The organism is Streptomyces coryli (assembly GCF_011044975.1).
Classification (GTDB): domain Bacteria; phylum Actinomycetota; class Actinomycetes; order Streptomycetales; family Streptomycetaceae; genus Streptomyces; species Streptomyces coryli.
In genome coordinates, this window is the sequence record NZ_JAAKZV010000050.1 from 20,073 (window position 1) to 39,664 (window position 19,592).

17 protein-coding genes are annotated in these 19,592 nt (G+C 71.0%); 10 read left to right on the forward strand and 7 right to left on the reverse strand.

The genetic code is table 11. The features are described 5' to 3' along the window. Nucleotides 1–9 precede the first annotated feature (9 nt). A complete protein-coding gene (locus G5C51_RS14210) occupies nt 10–1,503 on the reverse strand; it encodes an NsdA family TPR-like regulatory protein (protein WP_165237097.1) in 1,494 nt (497 codons plus the stop codon). Between the two features lie 199 nt (nt 1,504–1,702). Here G5C51_RS14210 and lipB point away from each other — a divergent pair, with 199 nt between their 5' ends. From lipB to G5C51_RS14230, 4 genes are all read left to right on the forward strand, one after another. Further along, complete coding sequence (lipB, locus tag G5C51_RS14215; RefSeq protein ID WP_165237125.1) at nt 1,703–2,482, forward strand: lipoyl(octanoyl) transferase LipB; 780 nt, start codon at nt 1,703–1,705, stop codon at nt 2,480–2,482. Nucleotides 2,483–2,597: 115 nt separating this feature from the next. Then, nucleotides 2,598–3,536: a lipoyl synthase gene (gene lipA / locus G5C51_RS14220; protein WP_165237099.1), complete on the forward strand. Its 939-nt coding sequence runs from the start codon at nt 2,598–2,600 to the stop codon at nt 3,534–3,536. A gap of 80 nt (nt 3,537–3,616) precedes the next feature. After that, the gene (locus G5C51_RS14225) at nt 3,617–3,835 is read left to right on the forward strand and encodes a hypothetical protein (RefSeq protein WP_165237127.1); all 219 of its coding nucleotides are present in this window, start codon (nt 3,617–3,619) and stop codon (nt 3,833–3,835) included. An 11-nt stretch (nt 3,836–3,846) separates the two neighbouring features. Next, nucleotides 3,847–4,539: a DUF4191 domain-containing protein gene (locus G5C51_RS14230; RefSeq protein ID WP_165237101.1), complete on the forward strand. Its 693-nt coding sequence runs from the start codon at nt 3,847–3,849 to the stop codon at nt 4,537–4,539. A gap of 73 nt (nt 4,540–4,612) precedes the next feature. Here the strand turns inward: G5C51_RS14230 and G5C51_RS14235 are convergent, their stop codons facing one another. Further along, a complete protein-coding gene (locus tag G5C51_RS14235) occupies nt 4,613–5,080 on the reverse strand; it encodes an RDD family protein (protein WP_165237129.1) in 468 nt (155 codons plus the stop codon). 207 nt (nt 5,081–5,287) lie between these two features. Here G5C51_RS14235 and glnA point away from each other — a divergent pair, with 207 nt between their 5' ends. The 3 genes from glnA to G5C51_RS14250 all read left to right on the forward strand — a co-directional run bounded on the left by glnA (nt 5,288) and on the right by G5C51_RS14250 (nt 9,090). Then, nucleotides 5,288–6,703, forward strand: a complete 1,416-nt coding sequence (glnA, locus tag G5C51_RS14240) for a type I glutamate--ammonia ligase (RefSeq protein WP_165237103.1) — start codon at nt 5,288–5,290, stop codon at nt 6,701–6,703. Between the two features lie 300 nt (nt 6,704–7,003). Continuing rightward, nucleotides 7,004–7,858 carry a hypothetical protein gene (locus G5C51_RS14245; RefSeq protein ID WP_165237105.1) on the forward strand — a complete coding sequence of 285 codons (855 nt, stop codon included), beginning with the start codon at nt 7,004–7,006 and terminating at the stop codon, nt 7,856–7,858. After that, on the forward strand, nt 7,855–9,090 hold the full coding sequence (locus G5C51_RS14250) for a S8 family serine peptidase (protein WP_165237107.1): 1,236 nt from the start codon (nt 7,855–7,857) through the stop codon (nt 9,088–9,090). Before G5C51_RS14245 ends, G5C51_RS14250 begins: the two co-directional genes overlap by 4 nt. A gap of 238 nt (nt 9,091–9,328) precedes the next feature. Here the strand turns inward: G5C51_RS14250 and G5C51_RS14255 are convergent, their stop codons facing one another. The 3 genes from G5C51_RS14255 to G5C51_RS14265 are packed head-to-tail and all read right to left on the reverse strand — an operon-like array spanning nt 9,329 to nt 10,601. Next, nucleotides 9,329–9,652 (reverse strand): DMT family transporter, encoded by a 324-nt coding sequence (locus G5C51_RS14255; protein WP_165237109.1) that lies wholly within the window; start codon nt 9,650–9,652, stop codon nt 9,329–9,331. Further along, nucleotides 9,649–10,056: a DMT family transporter gene (locus G5C51_RS14260; RefSeq protein WP_165237111.1), complete on the reverse strand. Its 408-nt coding sequence runs from the start codon at nt 10,054–10,056 to the stop codon at nt 9,649–9,651. Before G5C51_RS14260 ends, G5C51_RS14255 begins: the two co-directional genes overlap by 4 nt. Continuing rightward, nucleotides 10,053–10,601 (reverse strand): TetR/AcrR family transcriptional regulator, encoded by a 549-nt coding sequence (locus tag G5C51_RS14265; RefSeq protein WP_165237113.1) that lies wholly within the window; start codon nt 10,599–10,601, stop codon nt 10,053–10,055. The genes G5C51_RS14260 and G5C51_RS14265 overlap by 4 nt, the downstream gene beginning before the upstream one ends. 201 nt (nt 10,602–10,802) lie before the next feature. Here G5C51_RS14265 and G5C51_RS14270 point away from each other — a divergent pair, with 201 nt between their 5' ends. The 3 genes from G5C51_RS14270 to G5C51_RS14280 are packed head-to-tail and all read left to right on the forward strand — an operon-like array spanning nt 10,803 to nt 17,744. Beyond that, a complete protein-coding gene (locus G5C51_RS14270; RefSeq protein ID WP_165237115.1) occupies nt 10,803–12,962 on the forward strand; it encodes a hypothetical protein in 2,160 nt (719 codons plus the stop codon). A gap of 23 nt (nt 12,963–12,985) precedes the next feature. Then, nucleotides 12,986–14,569 carry an ABC transporter substrate-binding protein gene (locus G5C51_RS14275; RefSeq protein WP_206313820.1) on the forward strand — a complete coding sequence of 528 codons (1,584 nt, stop codon included), beginning with the start codon at nt 12,986–12,988 and terminating at the stop codon, nt 14,567–14,569. A gap of 28 nt (nt 14,570–14,597) precedes the next feature. Beyond that, a complete protein-coding gene (locus G5C51_RS14280) occupies nt 14,598–17,744 on the forward strand; it encodes a BTAD domain-containing putative transcriptional regulator (protein WP_165237117.1) in 3,147 nt (1,048 codons plus the stop codon). On the opposite strand, the gene G5C51_RS14285 is transcribed toward G5C51_RS14280, so the two are convergent. Beyond that, complete coding sequence (locus G5C51_RS14285; RefSeq protein WP_165237119.1) at nt 17,725–18,513, reverse strand: ABC transporter permease; 789 nt, start codon at nt 18,511–18,513, stop codon at nt 17,725–17,727. The genes G5C51_RS14280 and G5C51_RS14285 overlap by 20 nt on opposite strands. Continuing rightward, nucleotides 18,510–19,484, reverse strand: coding sequence for an ATP-binding cassette domain-containing protein (locus tag G5C51_RS14290; protein ID WP_165237121.1), 975 nt, complete (start codon nt 19,482–19,484; stop codon nt 18,510–18,512). Before G5C51_RS14290 ends, G5C51_RS14285 begins: the two co-directional genes overlap by 4 nt. Nucleotides 19,485–19,592 lie beyond the last annotated feature (108 nt).

A 19,592-nucleotide genomic window follows, 5' to 3' on the forward strand; every position in this document is an offset into this window, starting at 1 on the left:
GGCGGCGGCCTACACGAGCGCCGCCACCCGCTCCCGATACCCCCGCACCGGCGCCGCGTCCCGATAAGGCTCGAGCCGCCGCTCGAAGTCCTTCACGTACTCCCGCGCCCGCGCGGACCGCATCTCCGCGGCCTGCTGCGCCGCCTCCGCGCCGAGCACACACGCCTGCTCCAGCTCGCCGAGCCCCAGCCGCGCCGACGCCAGCACCACCCGGCAGAACAGCCGGCTGCGCGCATACCCCTGCCCCCGCAGCTGCAGCGACCGCTCGGCATGCTGCGCCGCGGCCCGGTACTGCTGCAGGTCCCGGTGGCAGTGCCCGAACTCGTCGGCCAGCTGCGCCTCGTCGAAGAACCGCGCCCAGTGCGGCACTTCGTCCCCGGGCCGCGCCGTCTCCAGGGCGCGCTCCGCCCGCGCCAGCGAGGACGTGGAGGCGCGCACCTCACCGAGCACGCCGTGCCCGCGCGCCTCCGCCGCGTGCAGCAGCGCCTGCACCGTCGCCGGCACATTGCTGCCCGCGCCCTGCTGCGCCACCCGCGCCAGCTGCACCGCTTCCCTGCCGTGCCCGAGATAGACCGCCTGCCGGCTCATGGTGACCAGGACATACGCCCCGTACCCCCGGTCGCCGGCCGCCTGCGCCAGCCGCAGCGCCTGCACGAAGTACCGCTGGGCGAGACCGTGCGCCCCGATGTCGTACGAGGTCCAGCCCGCCAGCCGGGTCAGATCCGCGGCCGCCGCGAACAGCCGCCGCCCGGTCACCTCGCTGTACGTGCCCCGCAGCATCGGCTCGACCTCGTGCTCGAGATACCGCACCAGCGCCTGCCGGGCGTGCCCGCCGCCGTACGCGTGGTCCAGGGCGCGGAAGAGCTCCGCGACCGAGCGCAGCGCGGCGATGTCGCCCTGCGTGACCCGCTGCCCTGGCAGCCGGTCCACCGACTCGCCGCCGGAACGCCCCGCCACGGCCGGCCGCGGGCCGCGGGCCTGCGACGGGACCCGTACCGGCTTGACGGCATTGGCGGCGGCCTTGGCCGCACCGTCGACGCCCTGTTCTCCGCGGGCCACCCGCTCGTCGGGGCGGCCGATGAGCCAGTCCCGGCTCGGCACGACCAGACCCGCCGGGGTGAAGGCGATCTTGCGCAGCTCGGCCTGGCTGCCGGTGTCCTTGCGCCACAGCCCGCTGACGATGTCCACCGCCTCCGCCGGGGAGGCCGCGAATTCCAGGCCCGCGTACACCGGCGCGCACGCGTCGAGGCCGAGGTCCTGGGCGGACAGCCGGCGGCCGAGCCGGCGGGTGAACACCTCGGCGATCAGCGCCGGCGTGGTGCCGCGCGGCTGCTGCCCGCGCAGCCAGCGGGTGACCGAGGTCTTGTCATATCTGAGATCGAGGCCATGCTCGATACCGAGCTGGTCGACTCTGCGGGCGAGCCCGGCATTGGAGAACCCGGCTTCCGCGATGAGCGCGGCTAGCTGACGGTTCGGGGTGCGCTGTGCGGGTCGGTCGGTCACCTGGAGGGTCTCCTGCCTGCGCCTGGGAGGACGCGACGGAATGTAGCGACCAGATCCGCCCTGATCGCCACCTTCGTCCGGCATTCATCCGATCGTGTGAGGAGCGGTCGTAAAGCTGCCGCCCGACCTCGGTGGGTAGGTCCCGTACGCCCGGCCGTACAGTGGCTAAGGACGCGACACTGAGCTAATGGGAGAAGACGTGGGCGAGCTGCGCTTCGTTCATCTGGGGTTCGGCGAGGACGCGGTCGAGTACCAGGCGGCCTGGCAGGAGCAGCGGCAGGTGCACTCGGCCCGGTTCGCCGACGAGATCCCCGACACCTGCCTGCTCCTCGAGCACCCCCCGGTCTATACGGCCGGCCGGCGCACCGCGGAGAACGAGCGGCCGCTCGACGGCACCCCGGTGGTGGACGTCGACCGCGGCGGCAAGATCACCTGGCACGGCCCTGGCCAGCTCGTCGGCTATCCGATCCTCAAGCTCCCGCGCCCGGTCGACGTGGTCGCGCACGTGCGCCGCCTCGAGGAGGCGCTGATCCGTACGGCCACGGAATTCGGCGTCGAGACCACCCGGATCGAGGGCCGCAGCGGCGTGTGGGTGCTGGGCGACCCGGTCGAGCAGAAGCTCGGCGGGCTGTCCCTGGACCTCGATCCGCGCATGCAGGACGACGACGAGTACGACCCGCGCCTCGCCGGTCCCGAGTACGCGCCGTCCAACGCCGGCCAGCGCCGCGAGGACCGCAAGCTCGCCGCGATCGGCATCCGCGTCGCCAAGGGCGTGACCATGCACGGCTTCGCGATCAACGTGAATCCGGACAACACCTGGTTCGACCGCATCGTGCCGTGCGGCATCCGCGACGCGGGCGTGACCTCTTTGTCGAACGAGCTGGGAAGAGAAGTGCCGGTCGCCGAGGTTCTCCCTGTCGTGGAGAAGCACCTGCGCGCGGTCCTCGAGAACGCCAGCCCGCTCCCCCGGGCCGTGTGAACTCGTAACCCCATGCAACGGTCGACCCGCATAACCGAAGGCGTACGCTGGTGAGCGGCGCGAAATCGAAGATGCTGACTTACCGCAGCCCAGCACAGAACTGAGGAGCCCGGACGTGTCCGCTGTCGCACCCGACGGTCGCAAGATGCTCCGCCTGGAGGTCCGGAACAGCCAGACCCCCATTGAGCGCAAGCCCGAGTGGATCAAGACCCGGGCGAAAATGGGTCCCGAGTACAACGCCCTGCAGAAGCTGGTGAAGAGCGAGGGGCTGCACACGGTCTGCCAGGAGGCGGGCTGTCCCAACATCTTCGAATGCTGGGAGGACCGCGAGGCCACCTTCCTGATCGGCGGCGAGCAGTGCACCCGGCGCTGCGACTTCTGCCAGATCGACACCGGCAAGCCGGCCGAGCTTGACCGCGACGAGCCGCGCCGGGTGGCCGAGTCCGTCCAGCAGATGGAGCTGCGCTACGCCACCATCACCGGCGTCGCCCGCGACGACCTCGAGGACGGCGGCGCCTGGCTGTACGCGGAGACGGTCCGCCAGATCCACGCCGCGATGCCGGACACCGGCGTCGAGCTGCTGATCCCCGACTTCAACGCCGTCCCCGAGCAGCTGGCCGAGGTCTTCTCCTCCCGGCCCGAGGTGCTCGCGCACAACGTCGAGACGGTCCCGCGCATCTTCAAGCGCATCCGCCCGGCCTTCCGCTACGAGCGCTCGCTGGAGGTCATCACCCGCGCCCGCGAGGCCGGGCTGGTGACGAAGTCGAACCTCATCCTCGGCATGGGCGAGGAGCGCGAAGAGGTCAGCCAGGCGCTGAAGGACCTGCACGAGGCGGGCTGCGAGCTGATCACCATCACCCAGTACCTGCGGCCGACGCCGCGGCACCACCCGGTGGAGCGCTGGGTGAAGCCGGAGGAGTTCGTGGAGCTGCAGCAGGAGGCCGAGGAGATCGGCTTCTCCGGCGTGATGTCCGGGCCGCTGGTCCGGTCCTCGTACCGCGCGGGCCGGCTGTACAAGCAGGCCATGGAGCGCCGGGGCGCGGCCGCCGCGTAACCGCCGCACTCTCACGGGAGGGCCGGGCTTTCATCGGGTTTGACCCCTTGGTCACGCACTGGTAACACCGGTGGGTGAGTATGGAGCCCGGCCCACTCATCATCTCCTTCACAACTACAGGGGGGCACGTCATGGACACGCTGCGCAGGATCGAGCGGGTGCTGCTGGGCGACGGCCAGCGGACCGCGCGGCGCAATGCCTGGAATGCGGTACTCGAGGACCGCCGGCGGGCCAAGGACCGGCGGGAGACCGAGGTCGTGATGAGGGCCACCGCGACCCGAGGCGCTCAGCCCACGTAAACTTTCGTCTTATGGCGAGCACGGCACCCCCAGAGAACACCGGGCGACTGAAGCAGATCGCTCTCACCTACAAGATGACCAAGAGGGCTGATCCCAAGGTCGGCCTCGTGGTCGCGGCCGTGGGCATCGTCATTCTCGGCGCCCTCGTCGGCATCGGATTTGCCATTGGGCACCCGATCTACCTGGGCATTCTTGGTCTGCTGCTGGCCCTGCTGGGCATGGCGATCGTCTTCGGCCGCCGGGCCGAGCGGGCCGCCTTCGGCCAGATGGAGGGCCAGCCCGGCGCCGCGGCGGCCGTGCTGGACAACATGAAGCGCGGCTGGACCGTCACCCCGGCCGTGGCCATGAACCGCAGCCAGGACGTCGTCCACCGCGCGGTCGGCAAGGCCGGCATCGTGCTCGTCGGCGAGGGCAACCCGAACCGGGTGAAGGGCCTGCTGGCGGCCGAGAAGAAGAAGATGTCGCGGATCGTCGCGGATGTCCCGGTCCACGATGTCGTGGTCGGCAACGACGAGGGCCAGGTCCCGCTGAAGAAGCTCCGCACCACGCTGGTGAAGCTCCCGCGCTCGCTCTCCGGCCCGCAGGTCACGACGGTCAACGACCGGCTGAAGGCGCTCGGCGACCTGATGTCGAACATGCCGATCCCGAAGGGCCCGATGCCGAAGGGCATGCGGATGCCCAAGGGTGGCGGCAAGGCGCGCTGAATCTCTTACGACGTGAATGGGCCCCGGTGCAGTGCACCAGGGCCCATTCACGTCTGTCGGAGCGCTCCAGGACTCAGAGGCGTACGACCACGGACCGGGCCACGCGGTCGTGCAGGCCGCGCGTATCGCGGTCCCAGACCACGGCCGGGATGACCAGGCACAGGAGCACCGTGCGGGCCAGCACCCGTACGAACGGGACCCGGCCGCCGTCGATCGACTCCACCCGGATCCGCAGGGCGGCCTTGCCGGGCGTCAGCCCGACCGTGCCGACGGTCAGCGCCGTCATCACGAAGAAGATCCCCAGCGTCCAGTTCCCCGCCGTGGTGCTTTCGCCACGGGCGAACAGGCCGTATGCGATCAGCAGGCACATCAGCCAGTCGATGAAGAGCGCGCCGATGCGCCTCCCCACCGAGGCGACCGAGCCCCGCCCTTCCTTGGGAAGCCCCAGCTGCTCGCCGCGGTATCCGAAGTCCACGCCCATGCTCTCGGCCGCTGCACGCGGCCCGGAGAGCCATGACCCGGCTGCCTGACGTCCATCCATTTCGCCCACGCGTCCAAAGGTACTGCGACACCCCGCGAAGAGCGGCGGGCGGGGGCGGGCACCGGAGATCTGGTTAACATCGCCGAAACAAATGGGTCACGCTCGAGAAATCCCCCGTGCCTAGGGTCGGGCAGGCATGCCACCGCACTGGCTGCCACTGAGCGCCCCGCCACCACCGACGCGCGTGGCGGGACTAGGAGGAGTTTGATGTTCCAGAACGCCGACGAGGCTCGGAAGTTCATCGCGGACAACGACGTGAAGTTCGTCGACGTCCGCTTCTGCGACCTGCCGGGCATCATGCAGCACTTCACGGTCCCGGTCGAGACCTTCGACCCGACCGAGCAGCTGATGTTCGACGGCTCGTCGATCCGCGGCTTCCAGGCGATCCACGAGTCCGACATGGGGCTGGTAGCGGACCTGTCGACGGCCCGCGTGGACCCGTTCCGCAAGGACAAGACCCTCAACATCAACTTCTTCATCCACGACCCGATCACCGGCGAGCAGTACAGCCGTGACCCGCGGAACGTGGCCAAGAAGGCCGAGGCGTACCTCGCCTCCTCCGGCATCGCCGACACCGCGTACTTCGGCCCGGAGGCCGAGTTCTACGTCTTCGACAGCGCCCGCTTCGAGACCACCGCGAACCGCTCGTTCTACGAGATCGACTCCGAGGCCGGCGCCTGGAACACCGGCGCCCTCGAGGACGGCGGCAACCGCGGCTACAAGGTCCGCTACAAGGGCGGCTACTTCCCCGCTCCCCCGGTCGACCACTTCGCCGACCTGCGCGCCGAGATCTCCCTCGAGCTGATCAAGAACGGCCTCCAGGTCGAGCGCCAGCACCACGAGGTGGGCACGGCCGGCCAGGCCGAGATCAACTACAAGTTCAACACGCTGCTCGCCGCGGCCGACGACCTGATGCTCTTCAAGTACATCGTGAAGAACGTCGCCTGGCGCAACGGCAAGACCGCGACCTTCATGCCGAAGCCGATCTTCGGCGACAACGGCTCGGGCATGCACGTGCACCAGTCGCTGTGGTCGAACGGCGACCCGCTGTTCTACGACGAGCAGGGCTACGCGGGCCTCTCGGACACCGCCCGCTACTACATCGGCGGCATCCTGAAGCACGCCCCGTCGCTGCTGGCCTTCACCAACCCGACGGTGAACTCGTACCACCGCCTGGTGCCGGGCTTCGAGGCGCCGGTGAACCTGGTGTACTCGCAGCGCAACCGCTCCGCGGCCATGCGTATCCCGATCACCGGCTCGAACCCGAAGGCCAAGCGCGTCGAGTTCCGCGCGCCGGACCCGTCCTCGAACCCGTACCTGGCCTTCTCGGCGCTGATGATGGCCGGCCTCGACGGCATCAAGAACAAGATCGAGCCGGCCGAGCCGATCGACAAGGACCTCTACGAGCTCGCTCCGGAGGAGCACGCCGGGGTCGCGCAGGTCCCGACCTCGCTGCCGGCCGTGCTGAGCGCCCTGGAGCAGGACAACGAGTACCTGCAGGCCGGCGGCGTCTTCACGTCCGACCTGATCGAGACGTGGGTCGAGTACAAGCGGGAGAACGAGATCGCCCCGCTGCAGCTGCGGCCGCACCCGCACGAGTTCGAGCTGTACTTCGACATCTAAACCGCCGATACACGGAAGCCCCCGCCGAGTACACCTCGGCGGGGGCTTCCGTGCGTGATACACCGACCCGGCGCCGCCGGCTCTTGACCTTTCACATAACATGCGGGTCGCAGTAAACGGTTGCTTCGCTCTCCCGGCAGCTACGGGGTGCGTAAACCGGAGTCTGACACCAACGAGGGGAATCAGTACGTGTCGCCCGCTTCCGCCCCGCCTCCGTGGCAGCCGGGGCCCCCGCCGTATTCACCCGCCGCCGGGGCCCAGCCCCAGCAGGGCGGGTACTATCCGCCGCCGCAACCCGGTGTGGGCTATCAGCAGGCGCCGGCCCCACCGGGCTATGTGCCGCAGCAGGGCGGCGGATTCCCGCAGCAGGGCGGCGGGTTCCCCCCGCCGCCGCCCCCCGGCGGCGGCCGCGCCCCCGGGCGGAAGGCGCGAATATGGGGCGTCGTCCTGATCGTGCTGGGCGTGTTCCCGATACTCGGCGCGCTGGCGGTGATCGCGGCGGCCGTCAACAACGCGCAGCGCACCGAGACCAACCCGGAGTTCGCCGCCAAGGCCTGGCACAACCTCAGGTCGGACAAGATCTTCCCGGCGCACCTCAAGGACACCTCCATCATCCAGGCCAACACCGGCTGGACCCGGCAGGGCATCCTCCGCAAGGGCTTCTCCTGCGACGAGAACCTGGGCGGCCCGTTCAAGAAGCAGGCCGAATCGGCCGGTTGCAAGCAGGTCCTGGCGGCCACGTACACCGACGACACCGGCAAGTACGCCGCCACGGTGGCGCTCGTCGTCACCCGCTCGAACAAGGCCTCCCAGTCGCTGGCCGCCGAGTTCGACGAAGCCGTCAACGCGCGCCGGACCACTGACCCGGTGAAGCCCCCCATCAGGCCGATCGCCGTGCCGAATACCCCGGCCGCGCAGTGGCGGGCCTTCGGCGGCGCCGTCACCGCGATCACCACGGTCGACGAGAACGCCCCCTATGCCGTGGCCGTCACCGCCGGGCATACGGACCTCAAGCGCAAGTTCGGCTATCTGCCCGGCACTTGGGCGGATCAGGGGCCGGACGAGGTGCGGCTCTTCCCGAAGATGGCCGACGAGCTCGCGAGCATCTTCAGCCGCACGTTCCCGCGGGTCATGGAAGGCGAGGAGACAAAGTGAGGCGCCTGAACAAGACGGCCCTCGCGGCCCTGGCGGGCGGCCTCGCGGCCGCGCTGGTCGGCACCGCCCCGGGCACCGCCGTCGCGGCCACGCCCGGCTGGGAGCGGCAGGCGATGTCGCTGCCGGCGGCGCACGCCGTGAGCAAGGGCGACGGCATGACGGTGGCCGTCATCGACTCCGGCATCGTCACCGACCAGCCGGTGCTCGCGGGCCGCGCCAAGAACGGCCCGGACTTCCTTAATGAGGACGACCAGAAGGAGTCCTGGTACGGCGGGCACGGCACGTCCATGGCGTCGAGCGTGCTGGACGTCGCGCCGAACGCGAAGGTCCTCGGACTGCGGGCCATCCGCGACCGCGAGGACCCCGATTACAAGACCTGGAACGAGGCCATGCAGGAGGGCCCGGGGAGCAACGACGGCCCCGTGGACGCGCTGCGGGACGCGATTCTCTACGCGGTGAAGCACGACGCCGACGTCATCTCGATGTCGCTCGGCGACGCCAGCTGGACGGCGCGCTACGACGGGGGCGAGGCCAACGCGATCCAGTACGCGCTCTCCAAGGGCGTGACCGTGGTCGCCTCCGCCGGGAACAGCGGCGACCTGAGCCGGATCGACGAGACCGGCAACGGCGACGACGAGAACAACATCGGCTATCCGGCCGGCTACCCGGGCGTGCTCACGGTGGCGGCCACCCAGCCGGGCGGCTCCCGCGCCTCCTTCTCCTCGGTCCACAACTACGTGGACGTCGCGGCGCCCGGCGTGGACATCTACGGCGCCGACAACCGCGGCAAGGGCCGTAAGTCCGGCGACGGCACCTCGCCCGCCGCCGCGCTGACCGCGGGCACCGCGGCGCTGGTGCAGGCGAAGTACCCGAAGCTGTCACCGGCCCAGGTGGTCCAGGTGCTGCAGAAGTCGGCCTCGCATCCTGGCTCGTATTCGCCGCTCACCGGCTACGGCCAGATCAACGCCGCGGCGGCGCTGCGGACCGCGGCGAAGGTCAAGGGCATCGGGTCGATGCCGGTGGGCACCATCGGCGCCGGGAAGTACTTCGGCCCTGGGGACGACGGCACGACCCCGCGCGTGAAGGCCAGCATCGACAACGAATACCTGACGATGGCGGCGGTGTTCGGCGTACCCGGGCTGCTGGCGGTCATCGGCGGAATCCTGCTGTCGATCCGGGGCCGAAAGGCCCGCAAGGCCGCGGTCGCCCCCGCGTATCCGACGGCGTACTGACGCTCGCTGTCAGACCCGTGTGTCACTCTGTGTGACATGAACGGGAATGGCGATACGGAGAGTTACGGCGGTGTCTACGGCCGCATCGCCGCTGCGACGGAGCGGCGGGCGATGCGGCGGCGACAGCGGGAGGAGTTCGCTCTGGCGCGGCGCTATGGCCTGCGGGCCCGGCAGGCGGCGCGGTTGCGGCAGGCCGGGCGGCGGAGGGGGCCGCCGGCGCGGCCGTCGCCGCCAGGTGTCAGTGAGCGGCGCCGAGTTCGATGAGGAGGACGCCGGTGGCGATCAGGGCGATGCCGAGGCCCATGACCTTGGTGAGGGGTTCGCGGAAGAGGATGCGGGAGGAGATGGCGGCCAGGGCGACGCCGGTTGCGGCCCAGATGCCGTAGGCGACGCCGAGGGCCATGCCGCCGTCCAGGGCGAGGGTGAGAAAGGCGAAGGCGGCCAGGAAGCCGGTGACCACGGCGAGGAACCACTTCCTGCTGCCGCCCCGGGAGGCCATCCGCAGCGAGAGGGAGGCGGTGGTCTCGGTCAGGATCGCGCCGGTGAGGAAGAGCCAGGTCATGCCTGCGCTCCTTCCGTACGGGATGGGCCGCCTGCTCGGGATGCGCCGCCGGCTCGGGATGCCTCGCGGGCCTGGCGGGCGTGTGCGGCCTGGGAGCCGAGTTCCACGCACATCACGCCCGCGATGACCAGGCCGATACCCACGCCCATCAGGGCAGTCAGCGGGTCGCCGAAGATGACCTTCGCCATGAGTGCGGTGAGGGCGACGCCGCAGGCGGCCCAGATGCCGTAGGCGACGCCCAGTCCCATCCCGGCGCGCAGCACCAGGGACAGGGCGGTGAACGCGCCGACGTAGCCGACGACGACAAGGAGGTACCAGGCCGGGGCGTCCAGGGCCGCGCGCAGCGCGAGCGTGGCGGTGACCTCGAGCAGGATCGCCGCGGCGAGCAGCAGCCATTGCCTCATGACACGGTCTCGTCCTCGAGGAGTTCGTCCGCGACGGCAAGGAGTAGGTCGCGGTCGCGGTCCGGGACGGGGAAGACGCCGGTGGCGACGGCGGTCCAGTAGCCGTCGGCGAGCAGGCGGGCGGCGGTCAGCCGGCCGTGGACCGACGCCGGCAGGTCGTCGGGCAGGTCGAGCCAGGGGCCGAGACGCCGGGTCCAGCCCTCGGTGAGGGCGTCGCGGTACAGCGCGTCGCAGCAGATCGCGTAGTCGGCGCGGTCGAACTGCTCGGTCAGGGCGACCTGGACGTAGGCGCGGATCCGCTGCTGCGGAGTCGCCGTCTCGACGGGCTGCCCGAGACGCTCCTGCAGGAGGGTCACCCATCGCCCGGCGGCGTGGTCGACGACCGCGAGCATCAGGGCTTCCTTGGTCGGAAAGTGATACATCAGCCCCGGCTTGGTCACCCCGACCTGCTTGGCCGCGGCATCCAGCGTGATCGTCCCGCCCCCCTCGGCCCGGAGCAGCTCCAGCGCCCCGTCCAGAATCCGAATCTTTGCGTTGCTTGCCATGCCGCCACTTTACCATCCGGAAGGTAAAGTACTGCGAATGTCGTCGCTGTCGCTGCCGTGGGCGGTGCGCATATGAATGCGCCAAGTCCCGTCGTCTGCCTGCCATTTCGCAGACGTTTTCCATGTTGATCCGTTAGGTTCTCTGCCACATCGGTCACTGGTGCGCCCATTCGGGCGTGTGTGCAGTCCATGGGAGCGTCTGTGCCTGAGGTCGTGGGGTTGGAGAGTCTGCTGAGCAAGGAGGGCTTTTTTGCCCGCCTGTTCGGGCGGGCTTCCGATGGCTCCCGACAGGATCCGCTGTACGGGCCCGATCTGCCCGTGGTGCTGCTCACCGGCGGGCCCGGCATGGGCAAGGAGCGGGTGCTGCGCGAGGTCCGGGACCGGTTCGCGAAGAAGCTGCCGGTGATCTACGTGGACTGCCGCCGGCCCCAGTACGCGACGCAGGCCGAGCTGGAGCCCGGCGCCCGCTCGGCGCCGACGGAGATCCTGTTCGACATCGCGCAGCGGCTGAGTACGTGGGACGGTACGGGGGGTTCGTTCACCTTCCCCCGGCTGTTCGCCGGCCTCGCGGTGCTCGCGCCCGGCGTCCAGGCGGGCAGCGCCGCGGCGGTCGCCACCGAGGTCGAGCGATACGAGCGGATCGCCCCGCAGCGCGGCCGGCTCGGCCTGGCCAGGGGCGGCTTCTGGAGCACCGTCACCAAAGGCACCCTCAGCGGGCTGCTGACGACGGCCGCCACCGGCACCCTCGGCCCGATCCCGGGCGTCTTCGTCAACGCCCTCGCGAACGCGGTCCTCGCGCGCCCGGCGTCCGGCAGCGGCAAGAAGGCGCTGCAGCGGAGTTACGGCGCCTATCGCGGCGCGGGCGGTCAGCCCGAGCACGGGCTGACGAACCTCGCCACCGACTTCCGCTCCGGCGGGGACGGGCGGCGGCTGGCGGAGGACTTCCTCTTCCGCGTACTGCGCGAGGATCTGGAGGCGGATTACGCGTCGCCCACCGGCGTCATGTCCCGGGTCGGCCGCCCGGTGCTGCTCTTCGACCACGCCGACTCACCGCTCGGGCAGGGCCTGCTCCGCGCCGTACTGGCCGAGCGCCGGGACGGGCAGCGCGACCGCGTGGTCGTCGTCGGGACGGCACGCCGGCCGGACGGCGGAGCCTTCCTGCACCGCGGGCAGTTGCTGGACGAGACGACCCCGCCGGCGGCGTTCCGGCCCGGCGACGGCTTTCCGTCCACCTGGACCCGGCCCGCCGACGGCGCGGCCGCGGGAGCCACCCAGGCACCGCTCGCCGACGGGGTGCTGCTGCTGCGGATGCCGTTTCTCACCAACGTCCAGATCAGCGACGAGATCGCCCGCTGGCAGACGGGCGCGCCCCCGATGGGCGGTGCCCACGCGCTGCTGATCGAGTCCGCCGTGACCCGGCTGAGCAATGGCCGGCCGCACACCGTGCGCCGACTGGCCGCCGCGTCCTCCGAGTTCCGGATGCCGGACGACGCCAACCACCGCGATCTCCTGGACGCCCCACTGCGCGACGACGTCGCGCCCGCGCGACCGGTGGCGGAGATGCTGGTCCAGGAGCTGATCGAGGACCAGCTGCCGACGGAGCTGCCGCCCGTGCACCACTCGCAGTGGCTGGATCTGCTCACCCACCTGTCCATCACCCACGACGAAGAGTGCGCCGACGTCGTGCTCCGCCACCACCAGCAGGGCCACCTGCACCAGCTGCGGGCCCATCAGGTGGCGCGCCTGCTCGCCGACGCCGGATGGCCGCGCTGCGAGCGGCACTTCATCGGTGACTTCGGCCTGCGCCAGTTGCTGCTGCACCGGTTGTACGGGCTGCTGCCCGACGGCGCCGCCTGGTACGCCGACCATCAGCTGCTGCGGGACCACTACCCGGCGGCCCCGGCGCAGAACGGGTCCCCGCCGCCCGGCGGGGCGTTCCGGTCGGCGACCGCGCATCACATGAACCACCACCTGGTGTCCGGCGGCGTACCGGACGTCATCGGCCATCTGGTGAGCGCGCTGCCCGGGCGGCCCCAGGAGTGGTGCGCGGAGCTGCTCGAGATCGCCCAGGCGCCGTATCCCCCGGGAGCCGACGCCCGGCTGCAGCGGGCCCTCGGCAGGGTCCCGGTCCCCGGGGAGCCGCTGCAGCGCACCGTCGACCAGCTGCTGCACACCGTGTGGCTCTGCCAGGAGCGGACCCGGCCGATCGCGGCGACGCTGGACGGCGCACTGGGGATGCATCTGGCGGTGCTCGGGGGCATGGAGTTCGACGGCGCCGGACTCATCGGTCCGGCAACGGCCGCTTGGCCGGGCAAGGCATCGGCCGACCAGCCGCTGCTGCCCTGTACCTGCGTGAAGTAGATCGTTCTGAGGAGACAACGGGGATGCCCAGGTGGTTGCAGCTACTCATCGCGGTGCTCACCGCGGCCGCGATCGGCCTCGCCGTCTGGGGCGGCATCTCGCTCTACCAGGCGGGGAAGGAGCCCGACACCTGCACCGACGGCATCGAGAAGATCGACGGCGAGTGCATCGGCGTCAACGCCGACGGCTATGACTTCGAGACCGCCGAGATCAGCGACGTGGCCAAGGCGATCGCCGCCGAGAACAAGCGGATCGAGAAGCAGCCGCACGTCACCGTGGCGATGATGCTGCCGCTGCAGTCCGACAAGCCGTCCGTACGCCGGCAGATACGCAGCGACCTGCAGGGCGCGTACCTGGGGCAGCGGCGGGCCAACGAGGGCGAGGGCGAGCCGCCGAAGATCCGCCTCGCGCTCGCCAACCCCGGGCGGGATTACGGGCGGCAGAAGGACGTCGTGGACACCCTTCTGGAGTGGGCCGACTCGAAGCAGCACAAACTGCGCGCCGTGACCGGCTTCAACCTCAGCCTCGACACGACGGAGGCGGCCGTCAAGCGGCTGACGAAGCACCGCGTTCCGGTGCTCGCCTCCCGGATCAGCGGCGACAGGATCTCCAACAAGGAGACCACGAACGGCACGGACAAGCTGAAATTCCCCGGCCTCGCCCGGATCATCCCCACCAACGGTGACGCGGCCAAGGCGCTGGCCGACTACAACGGCGAACGGGGCCTGCGGAACCAGAAGACCGTGCTGGTCTACGACTCCCGCGAGGACAGCTATGTCCAGTCGCTGGCGGACGCTTTCACCAGCATCAAGGAGAAGGGCCCCGCCGGTCAGGCCGCGATCCCCTTCGAGTCCCCGGCCATCGACGAGGCCGGCACGACCGGGAATCAGTTCGCCTCCATCGCCCACAACATCTGCGGATCGAGCGCCGATACCGTCTATTTCGCGGGCCGCACCCTGCACCTGCGGATCTTCGCGCTCAAGCTCGCCGCGATGCAGTGCGAGAAGCGGCACTACACCATCATCAGCGGCTCCGACGCCGCCTCGCTGCGGCAGAACATGTCGGAGGACGACTGGGGGGACCTGCGCGGTGCGGGCGGCAAGCCGAAGGTGACGGTGCAGTACGCGGCGCCGGCGCATCCGGGGGCGTGGAAGGCCGAGTTGGCCGAGCGCACGGACAAGCCGCAATACCTCAAGGAGCCCGACGAGGCCCTGGGTCGCCTCGAAGACGAGATCGACGCCGTCCACGACGAGAACATCAACCTCGGCTCCGTACCGGACCTGAAGGACTCCCGCACGATGCTCGTATACGACGGTCTCATCACCATCGGTACGGCGCTGCACCAGGCGCAGCAGGGGGGCACCGAGGACCTGCCGAGCCGGCGCGACGTCGGCGCGCAGTGGGCACTGCTGAATTCCCAGTCGCGGGTGCAGGGCTCCAGCGGCCTCATCTGCCTGACCAGCAGCGGGAATCCGTACGACAAGCCGGCCGCCATAGTCGAGCTCGATCCGGGCACGGAAGGCAAGGGCGAGCTGAAGTTCGTGGGGCTGGGGTGGCCGACCGGCAGACCGCAGCTGCCGAACTGCGTGATCCCCAGCAGCTCCTGAAGCCGAGCAAACTGGCTACTCTGCATCCGTGAACATCGACCTGACCTTGCTGCCCCGCGTCGCCTATCGCGATCAGGAGATCACCGCGCCGCGGCTGCGCGGGTTGCTCGCGTTGCTGGCGGAGGATCTGAAGACGGGGGCCGGGACCGGACGGCTTGTCGAGGGGCTGTGGCCCGATGAGCAGCCCGAGCGGCCCGGCAAGGCGATTCAGGTGCTGGTGTCGCGGGCGCGGTCGCAGCTCGGGGCCGAGGTCATCGAGAGCACGCCCACCGGGTATCGGCTGGGGCTGCGGGCGGAGCAGGTGGACAGTTCCGCGCTGCTGCTGCATGCCGCCGCGAGTGCCGAGCGGGCGCGGGCGGGGGATCATGCCGGCTCGCTGGCGGCGGCGGATGCGGGGCTGGCGCTGTGGGAGGGCGTGGGCGAGGACGCGGGGGACGACGAATTCCATGATCCCGTAGCCGCGTTGCGCGCCGAGCGGGCGCCGGTGCGTCGCACCCTGATACGACACCGCGCGCTCGCGCTCGCCCGGCTGGGGCGGCACTCCGAGGCCGCCGGGCCGCTCGACGAGGTGTTCACGGAGCACCCGCGGGACGAGGAGGTGCTGGCCGAGCTGCTGCGCGGGATAGCGGGCACCGCAGGGCCGTCCGCGGCCCTCGCGCGCTACGAGACGTACCGCCGCGAGCTCCGCGACGATCTCGGCACCGACCCGGGGGCCGCGCTGAAGGCCGTACAGCAGGAGCTGCTGAGCGGTGAGGCGCCGACCGTACGACATGGGGTGCCGCACGAGCCGAATCCGCTGCTGGGGCGGGACGCCGATGTCGCCGCCGTGGCCGGGCTGCTGGAGACCGCGCGGGTCGTCACCGTCGCCGGGCCCGGCGGGCTCGGGAAGACCCGGCTCGCGTACGCCGTGAGCCGGCGGGCGCGGCAGCGGGTGGTGTATTTCGTGCCGCTCGCGGGCGTCACCGACGACGCGGACGTGGCCGCCGAGGTGGCCTCCGCGCTCGGCGCGGGCGAGGGGCCCAGCCTCGGGGGCGCACCGTCCTCCGACGCCGGGTCCGCCATCCTCGGCGTGCTCGGCTCCGGACCCGCGCTGCTGGTGCTGGACAACTGCGAGCAGGTCGTCGGCGGCGTCGCCGCCCTCGTCCAGTCGCTCGTCTCCGCCTCCAAGGACCTGCGCGTGCTGACCACCAGCCGCGCCCCGCTCGACCTCAGCTCGGAGTCCGTCTACGGGCTGCCGGAGCTCGGCCTCGAGACGATGGTCGACCTGTTCGGGCAGCGGGCCCGCTCGGCCCGGCCAGGGGTGGAGCTGCCGGACGAGCCCGTACGGCAGCTGTGCCGGCATCTCGACGGGCTGCCGCTGGCCGTGGAGCTGGCGGCGGCGCGGGTACGGGTGCTGTCCGTACCGGAGATCGCCCGCCGCCTCGGCGACCGCTTCACGCTGCTGCGCGGGGGCGCGCGGGACGCGCCGGAGCGGCACCGGACGCTGCACGCCGTCGTGGAGTGGAGCTGGAATCTGCTCGAGCAGGACGCGCGGGCGGCGCTGCGTTCGCTGTCCGTCTTCCCCGGCGGCTTCACCGCGGAGGCCGCCGAGCAGGTGCTCGCGGACGGGGACGGCGACGCGCTGCTGCTCATCGAGCAGCTCACCGACCAGTCGCTGCTGCGTGCCACCGACACCCCGGCCGGGATGCGCTTCCGGATGCTGGAGTCGGTACGGGAGTTCTGCGCCGCCCGCCGGGTGGAGGCGCGCGAGGACGAGGCGGCCACCGCCCGGTTCCTCGGCTGGGTGCGGGACTTCGGCCGCCGGTACCACGACGCCATCCTCGGCCCGGATCTGCTGCAGATCTGGGAGCTGATCAGGGCCGAGCAGGACAACCTCGTGCCGGCCCACCGGCACGCCCTCGCCCACGACGACCTGCCGACGCTGGCCGCGACCACCGCCCTGCTGGGCTGCCTGTGGTCCACCGACACCAGCTACGAGCGGCTGCTCACCCTCACCGCCGAGTCGGGCCCGCCGCTGTCCCACCACCACCCGGAGCCCGCCGACGCGGACGTGGCGCGCACCGCGGCGACGATCTGCACGGCGAGCCTGTTCATGGGCAACGGGCCGCGTGCGGTGCGCCAGTTGGTCACCCTGCGCCGGCTGCCGGCGGCCCCGCCGGACACGCTGGTTCGGGCGCTCGCGGTGGTGCTGCAGGCCGTACCGGACATGCGGCCGCCGGACTACGAGGTGCTGCAGGAGCTGTGCCGCAGCAGCGAGCCGCTGCTGGCGGGCGTGGCCGAGATCGTCGCGTCGTATCTCTGGGAGGGCGCCGGGGACCACGACCGGGCGCTGGAGTCGGCGCGGCGGATGGTCGCCGCGCTGCGCCCGCTGCGCAGCCCGATCACGACGATCATCGGCCATGGCCGGCTCGGCGAGCTGTGCCTGCAGGTGCAGCGCGGCGAGGAGGCATACACGCATCTGAAGGACGGCCTCGAAATACTGCTCGCGCAGGGCGGCTACCGCGACTCGGTCGGCATGCGCCACGCCCTGGTCCTCGCCTGTCTGCAGCGCGGCGAGATCGACGAGGCCGAGGAGTGGCTGCGGCAGGCGGAGCTGGAGCAGCCGGCGGAGGGCATCGAGCAGCTGACCCCCGATCTCGGCACCCGCGCCGAGATCGCCCTCGCCCGCGGGACGACGGAGGTGGGGCTGCGGCTGTGGCGGAGCGCGGTGGAGTCGATGGGCGCGGGGGCCCAGGAGTATGCGGCGGACCCGTTCTTCGAGCGGTGGGCGCTGGAGGTCCGGTCCACGGCGCTGACGGCGCATGCGCACGCCGGGCGGCTGGAGTTGGTGGCGGGGCTGCACGACCAGCTGCGGGAGCAGCTGCGTTCGCTGCTGGCGGCGCCGCCCGCAGGGCCGGCGGAGCTTCCGGTGTACGGGACGGTGCTGCACGCGCTCGGGATGGCCCGGGTGGTGGAGGGCGACGCGGCCGGGGTGCGGATGCTGGCGCTGGCGGAACGGCTGCGGGTGCAGCGGCAGTTCCAGCCGACGATGTCGGCCGAGCGGGCGCGGGAGGCGGCGGAGAACGCCGACGGGGCGGCGTACGCCGACGCGGTGTCGGAGTACGCCGCCCTGGGGCGGGACGATTTGCGGGAGGCTGCCCGCGGGCTCATCTCGATTACTTCGGGTCGCGGTTGAAGGACGCCTTCGACCAGTAGTAGCCGAGGACGGCCAGGCCGATGCTCCAGGCGATGGCGAGCCAGCCGTTGTGCCCGATCTCGCTGCCCAGGAGCAGGCCGCGCAGGGTCTCGATCACCGGGGTGAAGGGCTGGTATTCGGCGATCGGCTGGAACCAGCCCGGCATCGACTCGGCCGGCACGAAGGCGGAGGAGATCAGCGGCAGCAGGACCATCGGCATCGCGACGTTGCTGGCACCCTCGGCGTTCGGGCTGATCATGCCCATCCCGACGGCGATCCAGGTCAGGGCGAGGGCGTAGAGCGCGGTGAGGCCGAACGCCGCCAGCCACTCCAGCACATTGGCGTCCGTGGACCGGAAGCCGATGGCCACGCCGACCGCCCCGACCAGCAGCACGCTGGCGATGCACTGCAGGACGCTGCCGATGACGTGCCCGATGAGGATCGAGCCGCGGTGGATGGCCATCGTACGGAAGCGGGCGATGATGCCCTCGGACATGTCCATCGCCACGGACACCGCGGTCCCGACGACGGTGCTGCCGACGGTCATCATCAGGATGCCGGGGACGATGAACGCGATGTAGTCGGCTCGGTCGGCGCCGGCGCCGAGTCCGGCGCTCATCGCGTCACCGAAGATGTAGACGAAGAGCAGCAGCAGCATGACCGGGGTCAGCAGCAGGTTCAGGGTGAGCGACGGGTAGCGCTTCGCGTGCAGCAGGTTGCGGCGCAGCATGGTGTTCGAGTCGCGTACGGCGAGGGCGAAGGCGCTCATCGGACAGTCTCCTTGGTCTGGTTGGGCTTGCTGGTGCCGCTGGTCAGGGCGAAGAACACGTCGTCGAGGTCGGGGGTGTGGACGGTGAGCTCGTCGGCGTCGACGCCGGCGGAGTCCAGCCAGTCCAGGATGGAGCGGAGCTCGCGCTGGCTGCCGTCGCTGGGGATCTGGAGGGTGAGGGACTCGTCGTCGCGGGTCGCCTCGCGGAGCGCGTAGCCGGCGGACTGGTAGGCGGCGGGGTCGGAGAACCGGAGGCGGACGTGGCCACCGGGGATGAGCCGCTTCAGCTCGTCGGCGGTGCCTTCGGCGACGATCTTGCCGTCGTTGAGGACGGCGATACGGTCGGCGAGCTCGTCGGCCTCCTCCAGGTACTGGGTGGTGAGGAAGACGGTGACGCCGTCGGACACGAGCTCGCGGATGATCCCCCACATGTTGTGGCGGGACCGCGGGTCGAGACCGGTGGTCGGCTCGTCGAGGAAGATGATCCGCGGATTGCCGACCAGCGTCATGGCGATGTCGAGCCGCCGCTTCATGCCGCCGGAGTAGGTGGCGGCAGGCTTCTGCGCGGCCTCGGTGAGATCGAACCGCTCGAGCAGCTCGGCGGCGGCCCGCTTGCCCTCTTCCTTGGAGAGGTGGTGCAGGTCGGCCATGAGGAGCATGTTCTCCTCACCGGTGATCAGCCCGTCCACGGCGGAGAACTGCCCGGTGACCCCGATGGCGGCCCGTACCGCCTGCGGGTCGGTGGCGAGATCGTGCCCGCCGATGTGAATGTCACCGGAGCCGGCGTCGGCACTGATGAGGGTGGAGAGGATCTTCACGGCGGTCGTCTTGCCGGCACCGTTCGGGCCGAGGAGCGAGAAGATCGTGCCCTGCGGCACGGAGATGTCGATGCCATCGAGGACGATCTTGTCCCCGTAGGCCTTGCGCAGCGCGGTGGCTGCGATGGCTTGGGTGCTCGGTGTCGTCGTCATGCCCCAGAGCTTGGGGTGGGGCGCCTTCAGGGTGGTTTCAGTGCGGTTTCAGGGTGTGGGGGGTGGCTTCGTTTCCTGGCGTTTTGGCTGGTGGCGGGGGTGTTTCGC